The sequence below is a fragment of the Francisella philomiragia genome (assembly GCF_018135955.1).
GTDB lineage: Bacteria > Pseudomonadota > Gammaproteobacteria > Francisellales > Francisellaceae > Francisella > Francisella philomiragia.
This window is the reverse complement of record NZ_CP063138.1, coordinates 1526735-1549331: the sequence shown is the minus strand read 5'-3', so window position 1 is coordinate 1549331 and position 22597 is coordinate 1526735. Positions and strand designations below refer to the sequence as shown.

Genomic DNA, 22597 nt, shown 5'->3' with positions numbered 1-22597 from the left:
GTTTATATAACTAAATTAGAGTTTTTTTAGCTCAAAGAGTATATTTAGAGCCTCGATAGGTGTTATTGAGTTGATATCAATTGTTTCAAGTCGCTCTTTAATATGATTCTTTTGTGGAGTTTTATCAAGTTGGAGATTTTGTTGATGCTGATCAATAGTATCCAATTTATCTTGACCTTTTTCTAAATTAGTTAGATTTTTCTTTGCTGATTCTAAGACATCTTTTGAAATACCAGCTAATTTAGCTACTTGAATACCATAAGATTTTTTAGCGGCACCAGCAACTGACTTGTGCATGAAATAGATATTGTCCTTATATTCTTTAGCTTCAAAATGAATGTTCTTTGTATTTGGATATTGATTAACCAACTCTGTAAGCTCAAAGTAATGCGTGGCAAAAAGGGTCAATGCACCAATTTTTGCAAATTTTTCTGCACAAGCTTTCGCAAGTGATAAGCCATCAAAAGTACTTGTGCCTCTACCAATTTCATCCATGATTACTAGAGACTTTTTAGTTGCATTATTCAGGATATAAGCTGTTTCAGTCATTTCAACCATGAATGTTGATCTGCCACTAGATATGTCGTCTGAGGCACCAATCCGAGTGTATATGGTATCTATATCGCCAATATCTGCATAGCTAGCTGGCACAAATGAGCCTATATATGCTAGAAAGATAAGTTGAGCAACTTGACGCATATAAGTGGACTTACCCCCCATGTTAGGTCCAGTAATTATTTCTAACGTATAAGTGTCTGTACTTAATAGGGTATCATTGGGTATAAAGGGTTCATCAATATTTTGCTCGATTGCTAGATGACGAGCTTCTTTTATATCTAATTTACCAGTTTTATTAAATTTAGGTTGATTTAGGTTTAGTTTGATAGCTCTTTCTGCAAAGTTTGCTAAGACATCTATTTTTGCGATACTTGCTGCAGTCTGCTGGATTTGAGAGTAGTATTCTAGAACTTTATTCAATAGAGTATCGTAGATAAGCTTTTCTCTAGCTAAAGCTTTTTCTTTCGCTGAGAGAATCTTATCCTCAAAAGCTTTTAGCTCGTCAGTAATATAGCGCTCACTAGCTTTTAATGTTTGGCGTCTGATATACTCTGTTGGGACTTTATTAGCATATTGTTTCGAAAGTTCAATGTAATAACCATGTACACGGTTATAACCAACTTTTAGTGTATTAATCCCTGTTTTTTGCTTTTGCAGAGTTTCAAATTTTAATAAAAAATCGTAAGAGTTGTCTTTTAGCCCTCTTAACTCATCAAGTTCCTGGTCGAAACCATGTTTTATGACGCCACCATCGCGAATGGTCATTGGAGGATTATCTACAATAGCTTTGTTTAGTAGTTTTGTCAGCTCATCAATTTGGTGAATGTGATTATTTATATTTATAATCTCAGAGGTGTTTATTTCTTCAAGTAGACTCTTGAGTTTAGGTAGTTGCTCGAGAGAGCTATTAAGAGAGACTAGATCTTTAGGTTTTACTGTTCCTAGAGCAACGCGAGAAATTATCCTTTCAATATCATTTATATAAGACAGAATATCCTGAATTTTTAAGAAATAATGGTGTTGCTTGAAGGATTTTATAACGTTATGACGCAAAGAAATTCTGTTTAGATCCCGAGTAGGATTTTTGAAGTATCTTCTTAGAAGCCTGCTACCTAAACTAGTTTTGCATTTATCTATTATGTTTAGAAGGCTGCTTTTTGAATTATTATCTAGTTCTAAATTATTTCTACTATTAATATCTATATTTAGTATGTTTTGATCTTCATCTAGGAGGATATCTGAGATGTGCTTAGGCGTACTTTTTAGTGTATTTGTTAAATAAGCAAGTATTGATCCGATAACAGTTAGTTGTTCTTTTTTATATAAATTTAGAATGTTATTTGCAAAACTGTTATCAAAAGAATTTAGTATATGCTTTTTTGCTTCAAAATTACTAAAGTACCATTCTTCCAAAACTTTTACTGGTTTGTTGAAAATATTCTTTTCTACAAGACTATTAGAGTTGGTAATTATCTCTTGAGGTGATAGTTTTAATATCTGATTTTTTAGATCAGATGAATTTGTTACCGTATTTATAAGATGAATTTTGCCTTGAGTATAGCTAGTATATGCGATGTTATATTTATTGTTTTTTTCATAGATACTTACGAGAATGCTATCTTGATTACTATCTAAAAAAGCCTCTTCAGAAACTGTAGCTGGAGTTATTATACGTGTAACTTGTCGTTCAACTGGACCTTTTGAGGTACTTGGATCTCCTATTTGCTCACATATTGCAACTGATAATCCTTTTTTGACAATTTTAGCGATGTAGCCTTCTGCAGCGTGATATGGCACACCAGCCATTGGTATTGAATCGCCATTTGATTTTCCTCGAGCAGTGAGGGTTATATCTAGTAGTTCTGCAGCATTTTTTGCATCATCAAAAAAAAGCTCGTAAAAGTCACCCATTCGATAAAACAGTAATATATCTGGATATTGAGATTTAATTTTCAAATATTGCTGTATCATTGGTGTGTGATTTGAAACTTCTTGCATAGTGATTAATATTCTAGATTTTAAAAATTTATGTTTGAGATTATATTATAAATGGATACTATAACAAACCTTCAAAATCATTGGTTGTAGCTTTTTTATTTTGCTAAAATACTTTAGAATATAAAGTAGCTATTTTTATGAATTGATTTGAATTTGAAAGGAGAAAGTAAATGAACTATTTAGACTTTGAGTCAAAGATAAAGGAAATTGAAGACAAGATTACCTCATTATCTCATGTGTATGAGGATGAAAAAACTGAATCTGAAATCAAAAAGCTTGGTAAGAAAAGGCTTGAGCTTATGGAGTCTACTTACTCTAAACTTACAGATTGGCAAGTAGTTCAACTATCTCGCCATCCGGATAGACCTTATTTTAAAGACTTATTATCATTAGTCTTTACGGATTTTCAAGAGCTACATGGTGATAGAGCATTTGGTGATGATTTAGCTGTTATTGGTGGATTGGCTAAACTGAACAACAAACCTGTTATGGTTATAGGACAAGAAAAAGGTCGTGATACTAAGAGTAAAATTAAGCATAATTTTGGTATGATGCATCCCGAAGGCTACCGCAAGGCTCTAAGATTGATGAAATTGGCTGAGAAATTCAATATGCCGATCGTTACTTTTATTGATACTCCTGGCGCGTACCCAGGTATCAAAGCTGAAGAGCGTGGTCAAAGTGAAGCAATAGCAAGAAACTTATTAGAAATGAGTGCGCTTAAAGTTCCTGTAGTTTGTATTGTGATTGGTGAAGGTTGTTCTGGTGGCGCATTAGGTATAGGTGTTGGAGATAGATTACTTATGCTTCAGTATAGTTACTTTGCTACTATTTCTCCAGAAGGGTGTGCTTCAATTCTACACAAGACAGCTGAAAAAGCGTCTGAAGTTACACAAATGATGAATATAACATCTGGACGCCTTAAAGAGTTAGAGATAGTTGATGCAGTTATACCAGAGCCTTTAGGTGGAGCACACAGAGACTATGATACAACAGCTGCTAATATCAGAAAGGCTGTCGCTGCAGAGTTGAAAGTATTATCAGAGATGACAGTTGAGGAGAGAAATGCTAAGAGATATGATAAGCTAATGTCTTTTGGAAGATTCAAAGAAGCGTAATTCTCTCAGTTTCATTCTAAATTTAATTCGATGTTTCTAAAAAAAACAAAATCACAGGCAGGATTTGGTATCGTAGAATCAATGATTGCTGCATTGATTTTGTTATTTGTACTATCATCCGGTTTTATATTATTAAATAGTATTCTCGTAAGTATAACTCTTGAAAATAGAAAGGATGAAATAGCTACTGTTCTTGATGAGAGAGTTAGTGTATATCGTCTAACTGGAGTATTAGATGATTCTAAAACCGATGATGGTATAGAGTTTATCAAAACCGTTGTGCTCGAAAAAGAAAACGATACGAAGCCTCAAGAAAAAGAACAGCCTGTGAATAGATTTAAATCATTAAGTGTTGTTGATATCAAAAAAATGGCAGAGAAAGCCGATAAAAAAGCCAAAAAAGATGCTGCTAATAATGTTGATATTGTATATAGAGTTGTAAATATAGCCGCTATTGATAATCAAATGCAAGTAGCTGATAGGGTTAAAATTATTGAGAGAGATGTAAAAGTTAATGATAGCGAAGAGAGTTAAAAAGTCATTAGGTTTTACATTGCCAGAGCTAATGGTAGCAATGGTTGTGGCAGCTATAGTCATGGGTATGGCAATCGGTATATATATCGATATGAAAAAACAATATATAAGACTCAGCGATAGGCATAGAATAAACTCTGATCAATTATTAATTAAGCAGATTTTCTATAATGCGATTGGACAAGCAGGATTTACAACTAAGTATGGAGATATGTATCAACAACTTGTGGATAACTCAGGGGATAACTTTGGAGATATCTTTGGGAAAATGGGTGTGATTACAATTGGTAAGGCACCAGCGCAAAACTTTGAGAGCTTACCTAAAGGACTAAGTATGTCTACCGAGTTATGCAACGAGCGAATGTCAAATGATGAAGCTTTGAGAAATATGAATATTAATGAAAATATTCATTGTGTGCAGCCTAAAACCGATTTTTTAATGATTCAAAGAAGTAGTTTGGATTCTACTCTAAAGTCAAATTCATCAAATAATATTTTTAAAGTAAATGAATTTCAAAAGAATACTTTGCCTGAGAAAGATCTTTCTATGAATGATTATCTAGTGCTGTGCAATTCGTATGAATGTGATTTAGTTAAAGCTGGTGCTGTTACATACGATTTTGTTTCTACAACTAGGCGAGTAGAAAATAAATTTAAGACCGGTGATTATGTTGGAAAATATATCTTAGAAGTATTCTTCGTCGCAGCTACTAATAAAAAAGATAAACATGGCAATGAAGTATATTCACTTTATGAATATGTAAAGCAAAACGCAGATGATTCACAAATATACGAGTTAATAAGTGATGTAACAGATCTAAAAATTGAGTATGTTATAAATTCAGATATTCAACAAGGAAATGCGAAGATAAATTGGCGATCGCTAGAAAAAGAGCTTGTAAATATAAAAAGTGATTCTACAGCAGCACTTAAAATTTCTTTTAAAGTTGCTGGTCAAGCAACAAGCAAGATTTATCTATTGGGTCAAGATTAGGTGTATATATGAATGAGAAGTTAAACAAAAAAATAACTGGCTCAGCATTATTGATGGCCTTGATATTCTCATTCGTAATTATGGTAATGCTCGGAGGTCTTTTATATACATTTAAGATGGGTATGTTGACTACTAAGAGTATTATCAAAAATAGTAATGATAAAGTATTAGGAGAGTCGTACCTTTCAAAAGCAAAAGATGATATTAATTTTACGAAATCTAGTGAGTTTGAGATTGGCAAAAGTAAGTTTGAAATAACTGTAAATGAAGATGATATATCATCATTTTTTCCAACTATGACAAATGCAGAACTGTTTCAATCACAGGAATATAAAAGTTATGATGTTATATATAAAGCTTTCAATCAAGGTACAAAAGTAGATTTAACAGAGAGAATCATTTACAACGCATTAGCAGCTAATACATATCAAAACTTTGATGGTGATTATACGCCTATAAATGTTCCAATGATAAACCCAGAAGCAATGACTAATTATCAAGAGAGGATTTATCGTTTAAAGAGTGATGGTACTATCGAAGATGCACCAAAAGGTTTTATTGGGTTTGTAGAGAAGCAAAATAAGCAATTAAATATATTCACAGATAAGGCAAAGATAGGAGTAGCAATTCCTGATGGCATGGGAACTGATTATAAGGTTAAGATAGGTTGGAATCTCGAAAAAGGAAAATGGACTCTATACTTGTTATTATATGACACTGATAAGCTATTTACTTCTAGTATAGCCTTAGATGATCTACTTAGTGAAGATGTTAAAGGTTTAGCCAAAGATAATAAAAAAATAGGTGATGAAATTGGAAAGTGGCATGCAGTTATGGCAGGCAATGGTAAGGGCCGCTCATCATCAGGAGCTCAATTTGTCAAAGATAATATTCTTGGCGTAGTTTGGTACTTTGATAATAGTGATGGCGCACCAGAAATTATGCTAGTAAGAAAAGATAGTCAGAAAAAGGGTAATAGACAGATCTTGGAAGTTTATTATTCAGAATATTCTACGACAAATCAGAGCTATGTTCTTAAATTAGCAGAAAAGATTAATTTTAAAGGTGATTTGGATGAAGATAATGTAAAACTTTTGGTACCAGATATGGCAAATAATTTAGAAGCTAATATGGTCTTAATATTTCATCCAAATAACGAAAGTAAAACTATTATGGGGATTAGTGATTTTAATTTTAATGGGGATCACAGGGTTGGCAAGAGTCTAGATACATATATAGATGGTGAGAGTTTTGGTAAACCTGTTATAGTTTCTAAATCTGATGAGTCAATGTATATCATAACGTATGAACCAAATAAACTTCATAGATATGAATATAAGAAAGGCTTTGGTAGTTTTGTTAGCTTAGATTTTGGTTCTAATGGTTTAGAAAAAGAGTTTAATTTTGAAGATAATGATAATCCAAATATTGTAGTAGGACTTCCTAAGAAAAATAAAAACAAACCTAAAAGACTTGGTGGAGATAAAAGTAAGAGTAAGGATACAGAAGAAGATGATAATGGTATTCAACTCGTAATACCTAAGTTTGGTTATCTATTTGTATTTACTCCAGATAAAGCTATGCAACTTAATTATGATTTTGATGTACTTCAAGAGGTTGACTTAGGACCTCAATCTCCTCAGATTCTTGCTGATTTTGATGCTATCAAAAATACAGTTAATAAAATATATATTCAATCGGAAGCATTAGATTTTAAAGCTCAAGAAATAAAAGATGAGTTAGGTGATGAAGCAGAACCTGAAGATAAGTCTGAAGTTAATGATAAGTCAAATAAATCTAGAAATAAATCAAAATCAATAGCTGAAAGAAAGAAAGAGCAAGCAAAGAAAAATAAGAAAGCTGAGGAGGAAGAAATAGAACCTGCCGCTCCAGTTTATTTAGAAAGTAAATATCTCTACCCATTAGGAATTGTTAAGGAAGTTAAAATATGAGTATGTTAAAAAATATAAATACAGAGAAAAGAAATCCAAGAAGCTTTAACCTTGATTCGATGTCAGTCCAAGAGTCTGTGAATCTAATGATAGATGAAGAGTATGGTGTGATTGAAGCATTAAAAGAGCAAAGTCTAAATATTGCTAAGATAGTTGAGGTTACATCACAGGCCTTGAAAAAAGGTGGCAGAATCATATATGTAGGTGCGGGAACAAGTGGTCGATTAGGAATACTCGACGCTGTTGAATGTCCACCAACATTTAGTGTTGATTATAATACTATTATTGGATTAATCGCAGGTGGTGAAAAAGCTTTCATCCAAGCCCAAGAGGGTGCAGAGGATAATCCTGATTTTGGTAAAGCAGATTTGCTAAGAATAAATTTGACAGATAAAGATGTTGTAATAGGTATCGCAGCTAGTGGAAGAACACCTTATGTTATAGGGGCTCTCGAATATGCAAACTCTATCGATGCAACTACTATCGCGATTAGCTGTACTAAGCAAGCTAAGATATCTAGCTATGCTGATTATAATATCGAGGCAGTACCTGGTCCTGAAGTTTTAACTGGGTCAACTAGGCTTAAAGCAGGAACAACACAAAAACTTATTTTAAACATAATATCAACCTTATCTATGGTATCGGTTGGTAAGGTTTATCAAAACTTAATGGTTGATGTTAAACCAACTAATGAAAAATTAGTTGAGCGCTCTAAAAATATCATCTGTGAGGCAACAGGGGTTGATTATGTGACAGCCCAAGATTTTTATATGAAAGCTAATAAGTCTGTAAAAGTCGCGATTGTAATGATATTAAATGATTGTGATTATGAGCAAGCTTTGGCAATATTAAAGAAGAATAATAATTTTATAAAGAGTTAGGATGAGATTATTTATATTGCTTACTATTACATTAATTAGTCTAAATGGGTATTGTGCTGTTTATGAATCATATAGTAACGGAGTCCCAGAGTTTACTAATACTCCGTCAAAAGGAGCAACTAAGTTGAACTTGGCAGATGACGCTATCACTGTAATAAATGCCGATAATATTCCAAAACAAATTGTATGGGGTGGTAACAGACAGCAGCAAGAAGTTTATGCAGATTATCCACAACCATATCAAGATACGCTACAAGCAGCTTTCCCAGAAGAGTTTACAGATAATTACTTTGATTTTTATGGTAGAAACTATCAATATCATAGTTTGATGTCATCAACTATGGGGCAAAGTATGTATGCTGAAAATGGCGCTAATAATAGACGTTTACAAAGTAATTATTAGTCGGTTGAATAATGAGAAAAAATCTTATACTAATTGTTTTTATATCTTGTTTGATTAAGATTTCCTATTCACAAGAAACTATTCAATCTGCCTTTGAAGATGATGGTAGTCTTACTATCAAAGAGTTTCACCATATAGCAAAAAAGCAGCGTAAAGAGCTAGTTAACGGTTTGCATCGGCAGCATCATAGAGTCCAAAAAGAAGGATAGTTGATTTATTTTAGCTCGGTAGATGTGTTTGCAGCTTGTTTGGTTGGGTTATGAGGATAGATCATATTTAGAACTATCTTCAATGTTGAACCTTGCGCTAATATTGATAGTATTACGACTGTATAAGTTATACTGACTATAACATGACCTTCATCAGGTAGTGATAGTGCTAACGCCAAAGATATTCCCCCTCGGACCCCAGACCATGCTACAAGAAGGTTGTCTCTAGCAGATGCTCTAGATAGTTTTTTATCTATAACTGTTATAGGGATTGAGATACTGATTAATCTAGCAAATGTTACAATAAATATACCGGCAGCACCAACCCAGAAAGCACCATGATCGAAAGGTATGCTAGTTAGTTCTAGACCTATCAATATGAATAAAAATGAGTTCAACATATTATCAATAATCATCCAAAATTTATCAATTTTTTCAACCTGATTTGGATGAGTTTTTTTACGATCAGAAAGACTGTTACCGATAACTAGACCTGCAACAACCATGGCAATTGGTCCTGATACGTGTAGACTGTGAGCAATTACATAACCCATACTAGCTATAGCCAATGTTACAAAAATTGATGTCTCAGAATCATCATTTGTTTTTAGGAAGATTAAAGCTACTTTTGCAAATATATACCCAAGCAATATTCCACCACCAGCTTCAATACCAATCTGCTTAGTAATAATCCAAACATAGTTGACACCAGAGCCAGTTATTCCTTGACCGAAGTCTCCTCCACTACCAAAAAACACAATATTTGAAAGTATTACAAATAATACAATACCAGTAGCATCATTAAATAATGATTCACCAACAACACGTGTTTTGAGATGTTTAGGAATTGATTTATTACCAGCAAGGGTACTGATGACAGCTATTGGGTCGGTAGGTGAAATAAGCGCACCAAATACCAAACAGTATCCAAAGCTTATATCAAAACCAACCAATAAGCAGAATCCGTAGATTAGAGTTGCTGTTGTTAGTGCTGATAAAATTAAGCCAATACTAGCAAGTCCAAATATGGCTTTAAGCTCTTTTTTTAGATCGATCATATTGAAGTGCAGAGCATTTGCGAACAATAGGAAAGACAGCATTCCATCTAAGACTGTTTTTTTGAAGTCAAAACTAGATAGAGCAACTACTAAAAAGTTTGATGGACTAAGAAAAGAAGCACATAATGCTGAAAAGGTTATTGATAATATAGTTAGTCCTATTGCCTTCGGTAGTTTCAGAAATTTTGTATTGATGTAACTCATTAATGCAGCTACAACAGTAAGCAAACTAAATAAAAAAAACTCACTCATATTATTCCCCTACAGCCCACAGCTATATTCCCAACTGCAGGCTTTTGATAATTCTTCTAAAATATTGCCATGAATAAAAGCATGGCTATCTAATTTGTTGAAAGGTGTATTATTAAACATAAAGCTATTTGTTTCATTTTCTAGTACTGAAACTTTTTTTATATCTGCTTTTGCTATCTTTTCAAACTCTTGTTGTGTTAAGTGTATACAAGGTTGACATTCAAGACTATGGTAAAACGCTTTAAAAGGTAGATTTTTAGTTAATTCTAAAATATCATCATGATTTAGATCCAATAAAGGGTACTCTAGTGATCTATAGTCATATTTTTCCTCTTCTTCCAGGTTTTTCAAAAGTTGTGAAACTTTTGATAAGTCTTTTCGATGACTCAGAAGTATCGTAGCTTCAGCATCAGGATCAATTTCATCAATTTTGTTTAATAGTGTGATACCTTTTAAGAAGCCAGCACACCAGCTAAATTTCTGAGAAGGAAATTGCTTACGTGCTTTAACTAATTCTTGAAAAGAGTTTTCTGATTTTAGGTGATAAAACTCGATATCTTCATTTTTTAACCACGCGAATACATTACCCAAATAGCTATTCCAATTCTCAGCAGCAAAACCAGTATCTACAGATAGTATACAAAAGTTATTATGCAAATTTTTCTTTGCCCAAAATATAAGAGCCAAAGAATGAATGCTATAGTTAGCTATAATTATATTATCTAACCTCTGCATCATTTTACATTCCTATCAAATCTTTTATTTCTCTAAGTTTGTTTATAGCAAGAGGACGCATTTTCTCTGCACCTTGATTGAGAATATCATCTACAACTTTTGAATTATTGATATAGTAATCATATTTCTCTCGTGCATCTGTTAAATACTCATTTATTTTTTCAAAGAGTATTTGCTTGGCATCTCCCCAACCTAATCCACCAGCTAAGTATTTTTCTTCTAGAGAAGAAACTTCAGTCTTGGTAGCAATACTTTTATATATTGCAAATACAGTACAGTTCTTTGGATCTTTTTTTTCTTCAGGTATTTGAGAGTTTGTGATGATTTTCATAACTTGTTTTCTAAGCTTTTTCTCTGTAGAAAATATAGGTATAGTATTGTCATAACTCTTTGACATTTTACGACCATCTAAACCAAGTATTGTTTGGCTGTCTTCACTAGTTAGGGCTTGAGGCGCTTTTAGTATTTGATTTTTATATATATGGTTAAATCTATTTGCAATATCACGGGCTATTTCTATATGTTGGATTTGATCTTTCCCCACAGGAACTAAATCTGCATCAAACATCATAATATCTGCAGCCATAAGTACAGGGTAGTTAAACAGTCCCATAGTTATGCCTTTATCAGGATCAACATTTTCTTCTTGAATATTTTGGTCTACCAATGCTTTGTATGCATGAGCACGATTCAATAAGCCTTTAGCAGTGGTTGTACTGATAATCCACGTTAGCTCCATAATTTCAGGTATATCTGATTGTCGATAAAAAGAAGCTTTTGTAGGGTCAAGTCCTAATGCTAACCATGAAGAAGCTATTTCATGTATATATTGCTGGCGTAGTTTTTTATCCCAAAGCTTTATTAATGAGTGTTGATCAGCTATGAAGTACATACAATTGTATTCATTACTTTGAGACATTTCTATTGCAGGCTTAATAGCGCCTATATAATTTCCTAGATGTGGTGTGCCAGAAGGAGTTATGCCTGTAAGAACTATTTTTTTAGACATTTTAAAATCAATACTTAGAATAATAATCTCATAATTTTACCATATAAGAAGCTTGTTTGGACTGGCGCATGCAAAATAAAATTGACTAAATCAAAGATCACAATAATAGTATGGTTAGGTCTAAAATTTTAATATAAGAATGAGTCTTGATAACTTTAATTTGATAGAAATGATTGATGTAGCTAGAGAAAGCGTTAGGATATTTTAGAAATTAAAATCAGAGAAAATTTAGTTATGGAATTCACAAACTATATTCAAAGTTCCTGTAGTTGCATTTTGAGTAACATTTATTTCAACAACTTTATCTTTCGTAGTATCCATTTTAGTAGGACATTTTAGAGGTTTAGTATACCATCCAATTATAGGTGATACAGTTACACTTGTTTCAATTGGTGCTGTAGCATTATTATTGTATGTTTTTGTGCCAATCCATCCACTAGAGGTTTCTGACTTACCATTAGCATCAGTAAAAGTTATTCCGTCGAAACCGTAAGCTGTACTGTTATTATTTATCAAAACATCGGCTACTTGGTCAATTGGTCGTTCTTCTCTAATGGTGCTACATTTGTTACTATCTAGCGCACAAGGAGACATATAATAACCAAAGTCACCTTTACCATGATCTGGGTACTTATCAACACTACTATTATACATGCTTGGGACATAATCAACATTTAAGGACCAGCCCATAAAACCAGCAAATTTAGTATCTTCAGGAATATTTCCTAGATTATCATATACTGATTTCATAGCATCATAAGTTTGTAAAGCTGAAGAGTTTGAAGGAGTTTTGCTACCATCAAACTGAGGGAAGTATACTGTAGCAGCTCCACCACCTTGAGCAGCAGTAGGATAGCCTATAACTATTTTAGCTGTTTTCGCTCCAATATAATCTTTAGTAAGTGTGTATGCATCTTGAATAAAATCAGGATTTTGTTCAGGTGCAGTGTTGTAGTTCTGGACGTATATATAATCAACCAAGTTTAAAACTTTATTGGTGGCATTAAATAATGGAGCATAAAATTCATCATTACCGGTTGAGACTAGTTTATCATTATTAATTTGAGGGGCTATTACTATTAGTTTTGAGCTATCAATATCTTTTATATTTGCAATTACATCTTTCAGATATATGCCATTGTTTGTTGTTGTTTGTTCTATTTCGATATCAAAATCGATTCCATCTAAACCATATTTATTCAGGAAATTGACTATATTTTGAGCAAGTCCTTTAGCATCAGTGCCATTAGGATTATAAGTGTTAACGTTCTTTTGTCCGCCAACTGAAACTATTACTTTTAATCCAGCATTTTTTGCTTCTTGGATTTTTTTAGCTGCAAGAGCTTCATAGTCATTTTTAAACGATATATTGTTATTTGCATCTATAGTTGCAAATGCTATAACAGCCTCATTGTAGCCATCTTTAGCAACTTGAGATAAATCTACGCTATCAGCAGAGCCCATAGCGGTAATATCTAAATATCCAGCCATTACTCTATCACTAGAGTTTGTTGAACTAGTATTTGATGCGACAGAGCTGTTCGCGAAAGCTATAGCTGATGATGCTATAAGTAGGCTTGTTATAATTGTTTTCTTTATCATGAAGGTGATTCCTTTTTATTATTCGATGTTAAAAAAATGATTTTGTATTGGAATTATAATCATGAGGAGAGTGTGTTTTATATATACAATATTGCATAGCTATTATGCGTATTTGCAAAAGAAAGTCTCTTATTATTAGATATTCTTAACTAGTTGAAATAATGTAATGGAACTAATCATCGAATACTATCTAAAATTTAGATACGTTTTTATCAAATCTGTAGAAATTTAAAAAAAACAAAAAGTGAAAAGAATTTGGAGCGGGAAACGAGGCTCGAACTCGCGACCCCAACCTTGGCAAGGTTGTGCTCTACCACTGAGCTATTCCCGCATGAAACTATGGCACACCCAAAGGGATTCGAACCCCTAACCGCTCGGTTCGTAGCCGAGTACTCTATCCAGTTGAGCTATGGGTGCAAAAGTTGAAGCATATTATATGCAAAAATTATTAGTTAGTCAAGTTTGTAATGTTATTAATTGTTGCTATTAATTCGTCTTCTAATTCTTTATCGCTTAGATTTGTATTATCTATGATAAAATCAGCAATTTTTTCTCTTTCATTATCGGATATTTGTAGATTGATAAATGCAACGGCTTGTTGTCTATTTTTACCATCGCGTTCCATTAGTCTTCTAATTCTAGTCTCAAGATCTGCTTTGATAACTATTACTTTTCTAAGATAGTCGTAGTGTCTGAAATTATATGGTCCTAATAATGGAATGTCGACAATAGTCATTACAGTGTCTGATTCTTTTACTTGTTTTTTTATCTCTCTATTGATAACGGGGTGTAAATAATCTTCAAGCCATTTTTTAGCCTCTTTAGATTCAGTAATGATTGCTCTGAGCATTGCTCTATTTATTTGCTTATTCATCACTACATCATTGCCAAATTTTTCGGCTATTTTTTTGATTACGGAAGGTTTTTTGGTAATTTCTCTACTTATAGTATCTGCACATACAACATTTAAATTCATTTTTTCTTTTAGAATTTTTGTTGCTGTTGATTTGCCACTAGCTATACCACCAGTTATACCAATTGGATAAGTTTGTATCACGCTCATCTACGCCTTCATCGTAAAAAATTATTTGAGCACTGATTTTAATATTTTTTTCTTAGAAAGTCATATATTTTTTGATTAAAATCCATTTTAAACTTAAAATAATTATATTTTTACTAAAAACATCTATTATTTTGTGTCTATTGAAAATGTAATTCTTGAAAAGATAAAAACTACTAATAAACCTATGTTATTTAGGGATTTTATGCAGATGGCCTTATATTATTCTGAATTTGGTTATTACTCTGGATCTAAAGAAAAAATATCTTCGACTGGAGATTTTATTACGGCAACTTCTCAAACATCACTATTTGCACGTACTTTTGCAAGGCAGTTTGCACTAGTGATTTCAGAGTTGGGTAGAGATTCTAATGTTATAGAATTTGGAGCTGGTAGTGGTAAGTTTGCTATTGACTGTATGCATGAGCTTAATAGCTTAGGTAGTTTACCGGACAAATATATAATAGTTGAATTAAGTAATGATCTAAAATCTAGGCAACAAGAAAATGTAAGGAAAAATATTCCTGAGCATTATGATAGGTTTGAGTGGGTGACAGAGCTTCCAAAGTATAAACTCAAGGCAGTAGTTTTTGCAAATGAAGTCTTAGATGCCATGCCAGTAGATATTTTTAGAGCTCAAAATAATCAACTTATTCAGCAAGGTGTAGGCTTTGTTAATAATAAGTGGAAGCTTGTTGATATGATCGAAAATGATAAGCTTTTTGAGTATGAAGCTAATAGGATATTGCTAGATAATATCAATTTTGAAGATGAGTACGCTAGTGAAATAAATACTTGGATCCGTCCATGGATTAAGTCTTTGTATGATATTTTAGAGAGCGGTATGATATTTTTGTGCGACTATGGTTATCATAGGAGTTTATACTACTCAAAAGAAAGGAGTATGGGAACTTTAGCTTGCTACCATCAGCATAAGACTAATTATGATCCGTTTATCAATATTGGTGAGCAAGATATTACGGCGCATGTTGATTTTACAACTGTTGCGGAGGCTGCAACTGAAGCTGGATTTCAATTAGATGGTTATATGACACAAGCAAATTTTCTCAAAAAAGCTGGTATTGCAGATGTTTTTGATGATGTGTCTAAGAATCTTAAATCTAAAGATCAACTGAGATATACTAATGATATTAAAGAACTTCTGCTTAACGATAAGCTTGCTGAAGTGTTTAAGGTAATTGGCTTTTCTGTTAATTTTGACTACATATTAGATTCATTTGATAATGAGGACAATATTGATTATTTGCTGTAGAGCTTAACCATGGTCAAGAAATTTATATGAATTTATTTTAGTTTAACTAAGAAACAAAAAATATTTGAGCTATAACTTGAATTAGTTATGATTAAACCACCAACTGATTTGTTATATAGTTGATGTTATTTATAGATTAACTTATAATCGAGTGGTTAAGTTTTAATTTCGTTAATATTCGATTAATTCGGAGGATAAAGGATGTCGGATTTCACTAAAGATATTGATGTTTTAGAAACCCAAGAGTGGCTTGAGGCTTTTGAAGATGTCATTAAAAGAGAAGGTGCTGATAGAGCTAAGTTTTTATTTGAACAGTTGCTTAATAAGGGTGCTGAACTTGGTATAGAAAGTGCTTACTCAACAGCAAAAATAAAAAGATATGTAAACTCTATAGATGTTTCTGAACAGCCAAGTTATCCTGGTGATATGGAAATTGAGCAAAGAATCGAAGCTATAAATAGATGGAATTCAGCAGTAATAGTAGCATCAGCTAACAAAAGAGAAGGTTCTATCGGTGGTCATATCGGTACTGGTGCTGGTGCTATGACTCTATATGAAGTTGGTTTTAACCATTTTTGGAAGGCTCCAAATGAAAATCATGCTGGTGATTTGATTTTCTATCAAGGACACCTTTCTCCAATCGTGTACGCTCGTTCGTATCTAGAAGGTAGAATTACTAGGCAGCAACTAGAGAACTTTAGAAGACAAGCTTTTGACAAAGAAAACGCTGTATCTTCATATCCACATCCATATTTGCAACCTACGTATTGGCAGTTCCCAACGGTATCTATGGGTCTAGGTCCTTTGCAGGCGATTTATCAAGCTAGATTTATGAAGTATCTTGAGGCTAGAGGTCTAGCTAAGACTTCTGATCGTCGTGTATGGGCGTTTTGTGGTGATGGTGAGATGGATGAGCCAGAGTCAATTGGTTCTATTACTAGAGCAGGGCGTGAAGGCTTAGATAACCTAATATTTGTAGTTAACTGTAACTTACAGAGATTAGATGGCCTTGTAAATGGTAATGGTAATATTGTTGAAGAATTAGCAGATGTGTTTGCTGGTGCTGGTTGGAATGTTATCAAAGTTTTATGGAGTAGTGATTGGGATAGATTACTACAAGATCAAAAAGGCGGCAAAAAGCTTGCTCAAAGATTAAGTGAACTAAATGATGGTCAATTCCATACAATCAAAGCTCATGGTGGTGCAGAGTGTCGTAGAGTGGTATTTAGTGGCGATGAAGATCTTGAAGCATTAGCTAAAGATATGACAGATGAAGATATTCAAGCGTTACGACGTGGTGGTCATGATCCTATCAAGATTTATGCTGCATATAAGAAAGCTATTGAGCAAGCAAATGGTAAGCCAACACTTATCCTACCTATGACTGTTAAAGGTTATGGTTTAGGTGAGTGGGGTGAATCTAAAAATATTGCACACAACGTCAAAAAACTTGATACAGATGCTCTTGAGCATATCAAAAATAGATTTAATGTTCCTGCTACAAAAGAAGATATCGAAAATTATAAATTAGTTTCTTTACCTGAAGATTCTGCTGAGATGAAGTATCTTCATGCGAAAAGAGCAGCTTTAGGTGGTTATATTCCAGCAAGATTGGAGAATAAAGAGCCATTAGCTATTCCAACTTATCAAGAGTTTGCAAAAAACTTATTAGAAGATAGTGGTGATAGAGAGTTCTCTACTACTACAGCTTTTGTAAGAATACTATCTCACTTAGCAAAAGATAAGAAATTAGGTAAACATATCGTACCAATCACAGTTGATGAATCACGTACTTTTGGTATGGAAGGTCTATTCAGACAGTTGGGTATTTATAACCCTAAAGGTCAGCAGTATGTACCTGAAGATAAAGAGCAAGTAATGTTCTATAAAGAAGCTAAAGATGGTCAGATCCTACAAGAGGGTATAAACGAGCAAGGTGGATTCTGTTCGTGGATAGCCGCAGCTACTTCATACAGTGTGCATAAAGTGCCGATGATTCCTTTCATGATTTACTACTCTATGTTCGGTTTCCAAAGATTTGGAGATCTTGCATGGGCAGCTGGTGACTCTATGGCAAAAGGTTTTGTGATCGGTGGTACTTCTGGTCGCACAACTCTAAATGGTGAAGGTCTACAGCACGAAGATGGTCATAGCCATATCCAAGCTGGTCTAATTCCTAACTGTATTTCTTATGATCCTACTTATGCTTATGAGTTAGCTGTAATTCTTGGCGAAGGTATGAATAGAATGTATGTTAAAGGTGAGCATGTATATTACTATATCACTGTAATGAATGAGAATTATTCTCACAGAGCTATGCCAGCTGGTTGTGAAGAAGGTATCATCAAAGGGTTGTATAAGCTAGAAGATACCAAGCCAGCTGACAAGCATGTGCAGTTATTAGGTTCAGGTTCTATACTAAGAGAAGTTGAGGCTGCTGCTAAGATGCTAAAAGATGAGTATGGTATTACTTCAAATGTTTGGAGTATGACTTCTGCTAATGAGCTTCATAGAGAAGCTAAAAAAGTAGCAAGAGAAAATATGCTTCATCCAGATGCTGAGAGAAAAGAAAGCTACATCGAAAAATGCTTGAAGAATGAGCAAGGCCCTGTGATTGCTTCTACTGATTACATCAAGCTATATACGGATCAGCTAAGAGAATTTATACCACATACTTATGTTAACTTAGGTACTGATGGTTTTGGTAGATCTGATACTCGTGAAGCTCTAAGAAGTTTCTTTGAGGTTGATAGATATCACGTAGTTGTAGCATCATTATATGCTTTACATTTAGATGGTAAAGTCAAGGCTAGCGAAGTTAAAGATGCGATTAAGAAATATAATATAGACCCAGAGCGTGTAGCTCCGCTATATTGCTAATCGGTGAGGAGATATTAATGTCTATAGAGATAGTTAAAGTTCCTGATATCGGGGATTATGATAGTGTAGATGTGATCGAAGTTAATGTTGCTGAAGGTGATGTTATCGCTGAAGAAGATTCTTTGATTACATTAGAAACAGACAAGGCTAGTATGGAGGTTCCATCTCCTATAGCTGGTAAGATTGTTAAGTTGACTGTAAAAGTTGGCGACAAAGTTTCACAAGGTACTGCTATTATGGAAGTTGAGGTTGCAGGTGATGCAACAGCCGCTGAACCTAAGCAAGAAGCTGCTCCAGCGCAACAACAGCAAGCTACAGCAATAGTTGATGTAGAAGTTCCAGATATTGGTGACTATGATAGTGTTGATGTTATCGAAGTGTCTGTAGCTGTTGGTGATGAGATTGCTGAAGAAGATTCTTTGATTACATTAGAAACAGATAAAGCTAGTATGGAAGTACCATCTCCTGTTGCTGGAAAAGTTGTTGAGATTATCACAAAAGTTGGTGATAAGGTTTCGCAAGGTAGCTTGATATTAAAAGTTGAGACTGGAGCAAGTGCTTCAGCAGCTACACAAGCGCCAGCACAGCAAGTTGCACCTGCACAGTCAGCTACTGAAGAAGTTGTAGATGTCAAAGTTCCGGATATTGGTGATTATGATAGTGTTGATGTTATCGAAGTATCAGTGGCTGTTGGTGATGAGATTGCTGAAGAAGATTCTTTGATTACGTTAGAAACTGATAAGGCTAGTATGGAGGTTCCGTCTCCAGTAGCTGGTGAAGTTGTTGAGATTATCACAAAGGTTGGTGATAAAGTTTCGCAAGGTAGCTTAATTCTTAAGGTCAAGACAAAGGGCACAGCTCCTGTAGCGGCACCTAGTCAGCCAGCAAAGCAAGAAGCTCCTAAGCAAGAGTCTCAACCAGCAGTACCTGCTTTAGCGACTCAAACTAATGTTAATGAATATGCTGTAGATAATTCAAAAGCTCATGCTTCACCGGCTGTTAGAAAGCTAGCTAGAGTTTTAAATGTTGATTTGAGTAAGGTCAAAGCTACAGGGCGTAAAGGACGTGTAACAAAAGAAGATTGTTATAACTACATCAAGCACGCTGTAACACAAGTTCAGACTGGTAAAGTTGCTGCTAGTGGTAGTGGTTTAGATCTTCTAGATGATCCAGTGGTAGACTTCGCTAAGTTTGGTGAGATTGAAACTCAACCATTGACTCGTATCAACAAAATTAGTGCAAAGAATTTACATAGAAACTGGGTTAAAATTCCACATGTTACTTTCTATGATGATGCAGATGTTACTGATCTTGAAGAGTTTAGGAAGTCTAAAAAAGCATTTTCTGAGAAAACTGGAGTTAAGATTACGCCATTATCATTCTTGGTCAAAGCTGCTGCTGTAGCACTTCAAGAGTTCCCGAGAATGAATAGTTCGCTATCAAATGATGGTGAAAACTTGATATTGAAGAAATACTACAATATTGGCTTTGCTGCTGATACTCCAGCTGGTCTAATGGTTCCAGTTATCAAGGATGCTGACAAAAAAGGTATTATTGAAATATCAAAAGATATTATGGAATTAGCTGGTAAAGCGCGTGATGGTAAATTAGGTGCCAAAGATATGACTGGGGCTACATTTACTATCTCTAGTATAGGTGTGCTTGGGACTACAGCATTTACACCAATTATTAATATGCCAGAAGTAGCGATTATGGGTGTATCTAAGACTGCTGTTAAGCCAGTGTGGAATGGTAAAGAATTTGAACCTAGAACAATGCTACCTCTGTCTATGTCAGCAGATCATAGAGTAATTGATGGTGCATTAGCTGCTAAGTTCTTAACTAGATATTGTCAGATTTTATCTGATTTACGTGAAATCATAATGTAAACACGGAGTTTTAAAATGAGTGATATTAAAACACAAGTTGTAGTTTTAGGTAGTGGTCCTGGGGGCTATAGTGCAGCTTTTAGAGCAGCTGACTTGGGATTAGAAGTGGTATTAGTTGAGAGATATGCTGAAATTGGTGGTGTATGTCTGAATGTTGGTTGTATTCCATCTAAGGCTATGCTTCATATTGCTAAAGTTATCAATGAAGCGCGTCATCTGGAATCTCTAGGTATCATCGAGATGGGTGGTCTTAAGATCAACAGAGAAAACCTTTTAAAGTATAAAGACGGAGTGATTGGTAAGCTTACTGGCGGTCTAAAAGGCATGGCTCAGATGAGAAAAGTAAAAATCGTACAAGGTTATGGTAAATTTACTTCTGATAAAGAGCTTGCTGTAGAAGCTGCTGATGGTAAAGTTACTAAGATTGCCTTTGATAATTGTATTATTGCAGCAGGATCAAGTGTAATTAATTTACCATTTGTACCTAAAGATGACAGAATCATCGACTCTACTGGTGCTCTAGAGATGAAGGAAATCCCAGAGACTATGCTAGTAGTAGGTGGTGGTATCATTGGTCTTGAGATGGCTCAGGTATATTCTGAATTAGGTACTAAGATTACTGTTGTTGAATTTGCTGATCAGCTTATGAATGGTGTTGACAAAGATTTAGTCAAAGCGTACCAAAAAGTAAATAGCCGTTATGATGTTCGCTTAAAAACAGGTGTAACAGCTATGGAAGCTAAAGAAGATGGTATTTATGTAACTATGGAAGGCGATCATCCTGCTAAGAATGAGAGATTCGATAGAGTACTTATGGCTATCGGTCGTAAGCCAAATGGTAAGATAATTGATGCAGAAAAAGCAGGTGTTAAAGTTGATGAAAGAGGCTTTATTCCTGTAGATAAACAACTTCGTACAAATGTGCCACATATCTTCGCAATTGGAGATATCGTTGGTCAGCCTATGCTTGCTCACAAAGCTGTACCAGAGGGAAGAACAGCTGCCGAAGTTATTTCTGGCCTGAATCATAGTTTTGATCCGTTAGTGATTCCTTCAGTTGCTTATACTGATCCTGAAGTTGCTTGGGTTGGTGAGACAGAGACTTCTGCAAAAGCCAAAGGTATCAAATATGAGAAGGGTGTATTCCCATGGGCTGCTAGTGGTAGATCTCTAAGTATCGATAGATCAGAAGGTATGACGAAGATTCTATTTGATGAGAATCATAAGATTATCGGTGCTTCTATCGTTGGTACTAATGCTGGTGAGCTTATTTCTGAAGCTGCCCTAGCAATCGAGATGGGATGTGATGCTGAAGATATCGCTCTTACGGTACATCCTCATCCAACTTTATCTGAGAGCTTGATGATGGCTACAGAAGTGTTTGAAGGTACTGCGACAGACTTGCCTCCTCAAAAGAAGAAAAAATAGTTCTCTCTAATAAATATTCATCTTAAAAATTTTATCTTACTGTATTTTCATTTTGTTATAATTTCATAAATTATAAAATTTATAAAATATACGAAGTGAATTGGTCAGATATCTTAGCAGAAGAAAAGCAGAAGCCTTATTTTAAGAAAATATTAGAGTTCTTAGCTAATGAGGCATTGGTTGGTAAAACTATTTTTCCTACAAAAGAGAATGTATTTAATGCTTTTAAGTATACTCGGCTCGATAATCTAAAGGTAGTAATTTTGGGGCAAGATCCTTATCATAACTACAATCAAGCACATGGTCTTGCTTTCTCGGTACAACAAGGTGTTGATATCCCACCATCACTGCGTAATATTTATAAAGAATTAGCGCGTAGTATATTAGGATTTGAAATCCCGAGTCATGGTTGTCTTGTTGACTGGGCGAAACAGGGTGTGTTTCTTCTAAATACAACTCTTACTGTAGAAGCCCATAAGGCTAATTCACACAAAGATATTGGATGGGAGATTTTTACAGACACTGTAATACAAAAGATATCTGATAATAAAACAAATGTTGTGTTTATGCTATGGGGCTCTCATGCCCGTAAGAAAAAAAATCTTATAGATACTGCCAAGCATTTAGTTTTGGAATCATCACACCCATCACCATTATCTGTGTATAGGGGCTTTGATGGTTGTGATCACTTTGTGAAAGCTAATCAATATTTAACTTCAAAAAATCTTGATATTATAGATTGGAGATTGTAAGAGAAAATTACT

The 22597-nt window shown here is 34.2% G+C and carries 18 protein-coding genes and 2 tRNA genes; 12 read left to right on the top strand and 8 right to left on the bottom strand.

Annotated elements, in window-relative coordinates; translation table 11 throughout:
• Window positions 1–15: 15 nt before the first annotated feature.
• Window positions 16–2556, bottom strand: coding sequence for a DNA mismatch repair protein MutS (gene mutS / locus IMS64_RS07560; RefSeq protein ID WP_211490333.1), 2541 nt, complete (start codon window positions 2554–2556; stop codon window positions 16–18).
• A 170-nt stretch (window positions 2557–2726) separates the two neighbouring features.
• Here mutS and IMS64_RS07555 point away from each other — a divergent pair, with 170 nt between their 5' ends.
• From IMS64_RS07555 to IMS64_RS07525, 7 genes are read left to right on the top strand one after another with little or no spacing between them, the layout of a single operon-like run.
• On the top strand, window positions 2727–3674 hold the full coding sequence (locus IMS64_RS07555) for an acetyl-CoA carboxylase carboxyltransferase subunit alpha (protein WP_012280516.1): 948 nt from the start codon (window positions 2727–2729) through the stop codon (window positions 3672–3674).
• Window positions 3675–3704: 30 nt separating this feature from the next.
• Entirely contained in the window at window positions 3705–4208 is a 504-nt protein-coding gene (locus IMS64_RS07550; protein ID WP_211490332.1) for a pilus assembly protein, read from the top strand.
• Window positions 4189–5202 carry a PilW family protein gene (locus IMS64_RS07545; protein WP_211490331.1) on the top strand — a complete coding sequence of 338 codons (1014 nt, stop codon included), beginning with the start codon at window positions 4189–4191 and terminating at the stop codon, window positions 5200–5202. Before IMS64_RS07550 ends, IMS64_RS07545 begins: the two co-directional genes overlap by 20 nt.
• 8 nt (window positions 5203–5210) lie before the next feature.
• A complete protein-coding gene (locus IMS64_RS07540; RefSeq protein WP_211490330.1) occupies window positions 5211–7154 on the top strand; it encodes a hypothetical protein in 1944 nt (647 codons plus the stop codon).
• Window positions 7151–8035, top strand: coding sequence for an N-acetylmuramic acid 6-phosphate etherase (gene murQ, locus IMS64_RS07535; RefSeq protein ID WP_211490329.1), 885 nt, complete (start codon window positions 7151–7153; stop codon window positions 8033–8035). Before IMS64_RS07540 ends, murQ begins: the two co-directional genes overlap by 4 nt.
• A 1-nt stretch (window position 8036) precedes the next feature.
• Window positions 8037–8438 (top strand): hypothetical protein, encoded by a 402-nt coding sequence (locus IMS64_RS07530; protein WP_211490328.1) that lies wholly within the window; start codon window positions 8037–8039, stop codon window positions 8436–8438.
• Window positions 8439–8449: 11 nt separating this feature from the next.
• Window positions 8450–8647, top strand: a complete 198-nt coding sequence (locus IMS64_RS07525; protein ID WP_211490327.1) for a hypothetical protein — start codon at window positions 8450–8452, stop codon at window positions 8645–8647.
• Between the two features lie 5 nt (window positions 8648–8652).
• On the opposite strand, the gene IMS64_RS07520 is transcribed toward IMS64_RS07525, so the two are convergent.
• From IMS64_RS07520 to coaE, 7 genes are all read right to left on the bottom strand, one after another.
• Window positions 8653–9957, bottom strand: a complete 1305-nt coding sequence (locus IMS64_RS07520) for a cation:proton antiporter (RefSeq protein WP_012280522.1) — start codon at window positions 9955–9957, stop codon at window positions 8653–8655.
• A gap of 9 nt (window positions 9958–9966) precedes the next feature.
• Entirely contained in the window at window positions 9967–10692 is a 726-nt protein-coding gene (locus tag IMS64_RS07515) for a hypothetical protein (protein WP_211491104.1), read from the bottom strand.
• A gap of 4 nt (window positions 10693–10696) precedes the next feature.
• The gene (gene trpS, locus IMS64_RS07510) at window positions 10697–11701 is read right to left on the bottom strand and encodes a tryptophan--tRNA ligase (protein ID WP_211490326.1); all 1005 of its coding nucleotides are present in this window, start codon (window positions 11699–11701) and stop codon (window positions 10697–10699) included.
• Between the two features lie 228 nt (window positions 11702–11929).
• On the bottom strand, window positions 11930–13303 hold the full coding sequence (locus IMS64_RS07505) for a glycoside hydrolase family 18 protein (protein ID WP_211490325.1): 1374 nt from the start codon (window positions 13301–13303) through the stop codon (window positions 11930–11932).
• Between the two features lie 256 nt (window positions 13304–13559).
• A tRNA-Gly gene (locus IMS64_RS07500) sits at window positions 13560–13634 on the bottom strand.
• A gap of 9 nt (window positions 13635–13643) precedes the next feature.
• Window positions 13644–13720: transfer RNA gene (locus tag IMS64_RS07495), tRNA-Arg, on the bottom strand.
• 31 nt (window positions 13721–13751) lie between these two features.
• A complete protein-coding gene (gene coaE / locus IMS64_RS07490; protein WP_004287158.1) occupies window positions 13752–14366 on the bottom strand; it encodes a dephospho-CoA kinase in 615 nt (204 codons plus the stop codon).
• A 133-nt stretch (window positions 14367–14499) separates the two neighbouring features.
• Between coaE and IMS64_RS07485 the strand changes: the two genes are divergently transcribed.
• From IMS64_RS07485 to ung, 5 genes are all read left to right on the top strand, one after another.
• The gene (locus IMS64_RS07485) at window positions 14500–15636 is read left to right on the top strand and encodes a class I SAM-dependent methyltransferase (RefSeq protein ID WP_211490324.1); all 1137 of its coding nucleotides are present in this window, start codon (window positions 14500–14502) and stop codon (window positions 15634–15636) included.
• 201 nt (window positions 15637–15837) lie between these two features.
• Window positions 15838–18516 carry a pyruvate dehydrogenase (acetyl-transferring), homodimeric type gene (gene aceE, locus IMS64_RS07480; protein ID WP_211490323.1) on the top strand — a complete coding sequence of 893 codons (2679 nt, stop codon included), beginning with the start codon at window positions 15838–15840 and terminating at the stop codon, window positions 18514–18516.
• 17 nt (window positions 18517–18533) lie between these two features.
• Window positions 18534–20405 carry a pyruvate dehydrogenase complex dihydrolipoyllysine-residue acetyltransferase gene (gene aceF / locus IMS64_RS07475; RefSeq protein WP_042517550.1) on the top strand — a complete coding sequence of 624 codons (1872 nt, stop codon included), beginning with the start codon at window positions 18534–18536 and terminating at the stop codon, window positions 20403–20405.
• Window positions 20406–20420: 15 nt separating this feature from the next.
• Window positions 20421–21833 carry a dihydrolipoyl dehydrogenase gene (gene lpdA, locus IMS64_RS07470; protein ID WP_211490322.1) on the top strand — a complete coding sequence of 471 codons (1413 nt, stop codon included), beginning with the start codon at window positions 20421–20423 and terminating at the stop codon, window positions 21831–21833.
• A 95-nt stretch (window positions 21834–21928) separates the two neighbouring features.
• Window positions 21929–22585 carry a uracil-DNA glycosylase gene (gene ung, locus IMS64_RS07465; RefSeq protein WP_244972896.1) on the top strand — a complete coding sequence of 219 codons (657 nt, stop codon included), beginning with the start codon at window positions 21929–21931 and terminating at the stop codon, window positions 22583–22585.
• The last annotated feature ends 12 nt before the right edge of the window (window positions 22586–22597 follow it).

What these genes read in the sequence shown, in the direction of transcription:
- mutS (WP_211490333.1), bottom strand. Translation starts at nt 2,556, where the DNA reads ATGCAAGAAGTTTCAAATCACACACCAATGATACAGCAATATTTGAAA.
- IMS64_RS07555 (WP_012280516.1), top strand. Translation starts at nt 2,727, where the DNA reads ATGAACTATTTAGACTTTGAGTCAAAGATAAAGGAAATTGAAGACAAG.
- IMS64_RS07550 (WP_211490332.1), top strand. Translation starts at nt 3,705, where the DNA reads ATGTTTCTAAAAAAAACAAAATCACAGGCAGGATTTGGTATCGTAGAA.
- IMS64_RS07545 (WP_211490331.1), top strand. Translation starts at nt 4,189, where the DNA reads ATGATAGCGAAGAGAGTTAAAAAGTCATTAGGTTTTACATTGCCAGAG.
- IMS64_RS07540 (WP_211490330.1), top strand. Translation starts at nt 5,211, where the DNA reads ATGAATGAGAAGTTAAACAAAAAAATAACTGGCTCAGCATTATTGATG.
- murQ (WP_211490329.1), top strand. Translation starts at nt 7,151, where the DNA reads ATGAGTATGTTAAAAAATATAAATACAGAGAAAAGAAATCCAAGAAGC.
- IMS64_RS07530 (WP_211490328.1), top strand. Translation starts at nt 8,037, where the DNA reads ATGAGATTATTTATATTGCTTACTATTACATTAATTAGTCTAAATGGG.
- IMS64_RS07525 (WP_211490327.1), top strand. Translation starts at nt 8,450, where the DNA reads ATGAGAAAAAATCTTATACTAATTGTTTTTATATCTTGTTTGATTAAG.
- IMS64_RS07520 (WP_012280522.1), bottom strand. Translation starts at nt 9,957, where the DNA reads ATGAGTGAGTTTTTTTTATTTAGTTTGCTTACTGTTGTAGCTGCATTA.
- IMS64_RS07515 (WP_211491104.1), bottom strand. Translation starts at nt 10,692, where the DNA reads ATGCAGAGGTTAGATAATATAATTATAGCTAACTATAGCATTCATTCT.
- trpS (WP_211490326.1), bottom strand. Translation starts at nt 11,701, where the DNA reads ATGTCTAAAAAAATAGTTCTTACAGGCATAACTCCTTCTGGCACACCA.
- IMS64_RS07505 (WP_211490325.1), bottom strand. Translation starts at nt 13,303, where the DNA reads ATGATAAAGAAAACAATTATAACAAGCCTACTTATAGCATCATCAGCT.
- coaE (WP_004287158.1), bottom strand. Translation starts at nt 14,366, where the DNA reads ATGAGCGTGATACAAACTTATCCAATTGGTATAACTGGTGGTATAGCT.
- aceE (WP_211490323.1), top strand. Translation starts at nt 15,838, where the DNA reads ATGTCGGATTTCACTAAAGATATTGATGTTTTAGAAACCCAAGAGTGG.
- aceF (WP_042517550.1), top strand. Translation starts at nt 18,534, where the DNA reads ATGTCTATAGAGATAGTTAAAGTTCCTGATATCGGGGATTATGATAGT.
- lpdA (WP_211490322.1), top strand. Translation starts at nt 20,421, where the DNA reads ATGAGTGATATTAAAACACAAGTTGTAGTTTTAGGTAGTGGTCCTGGG.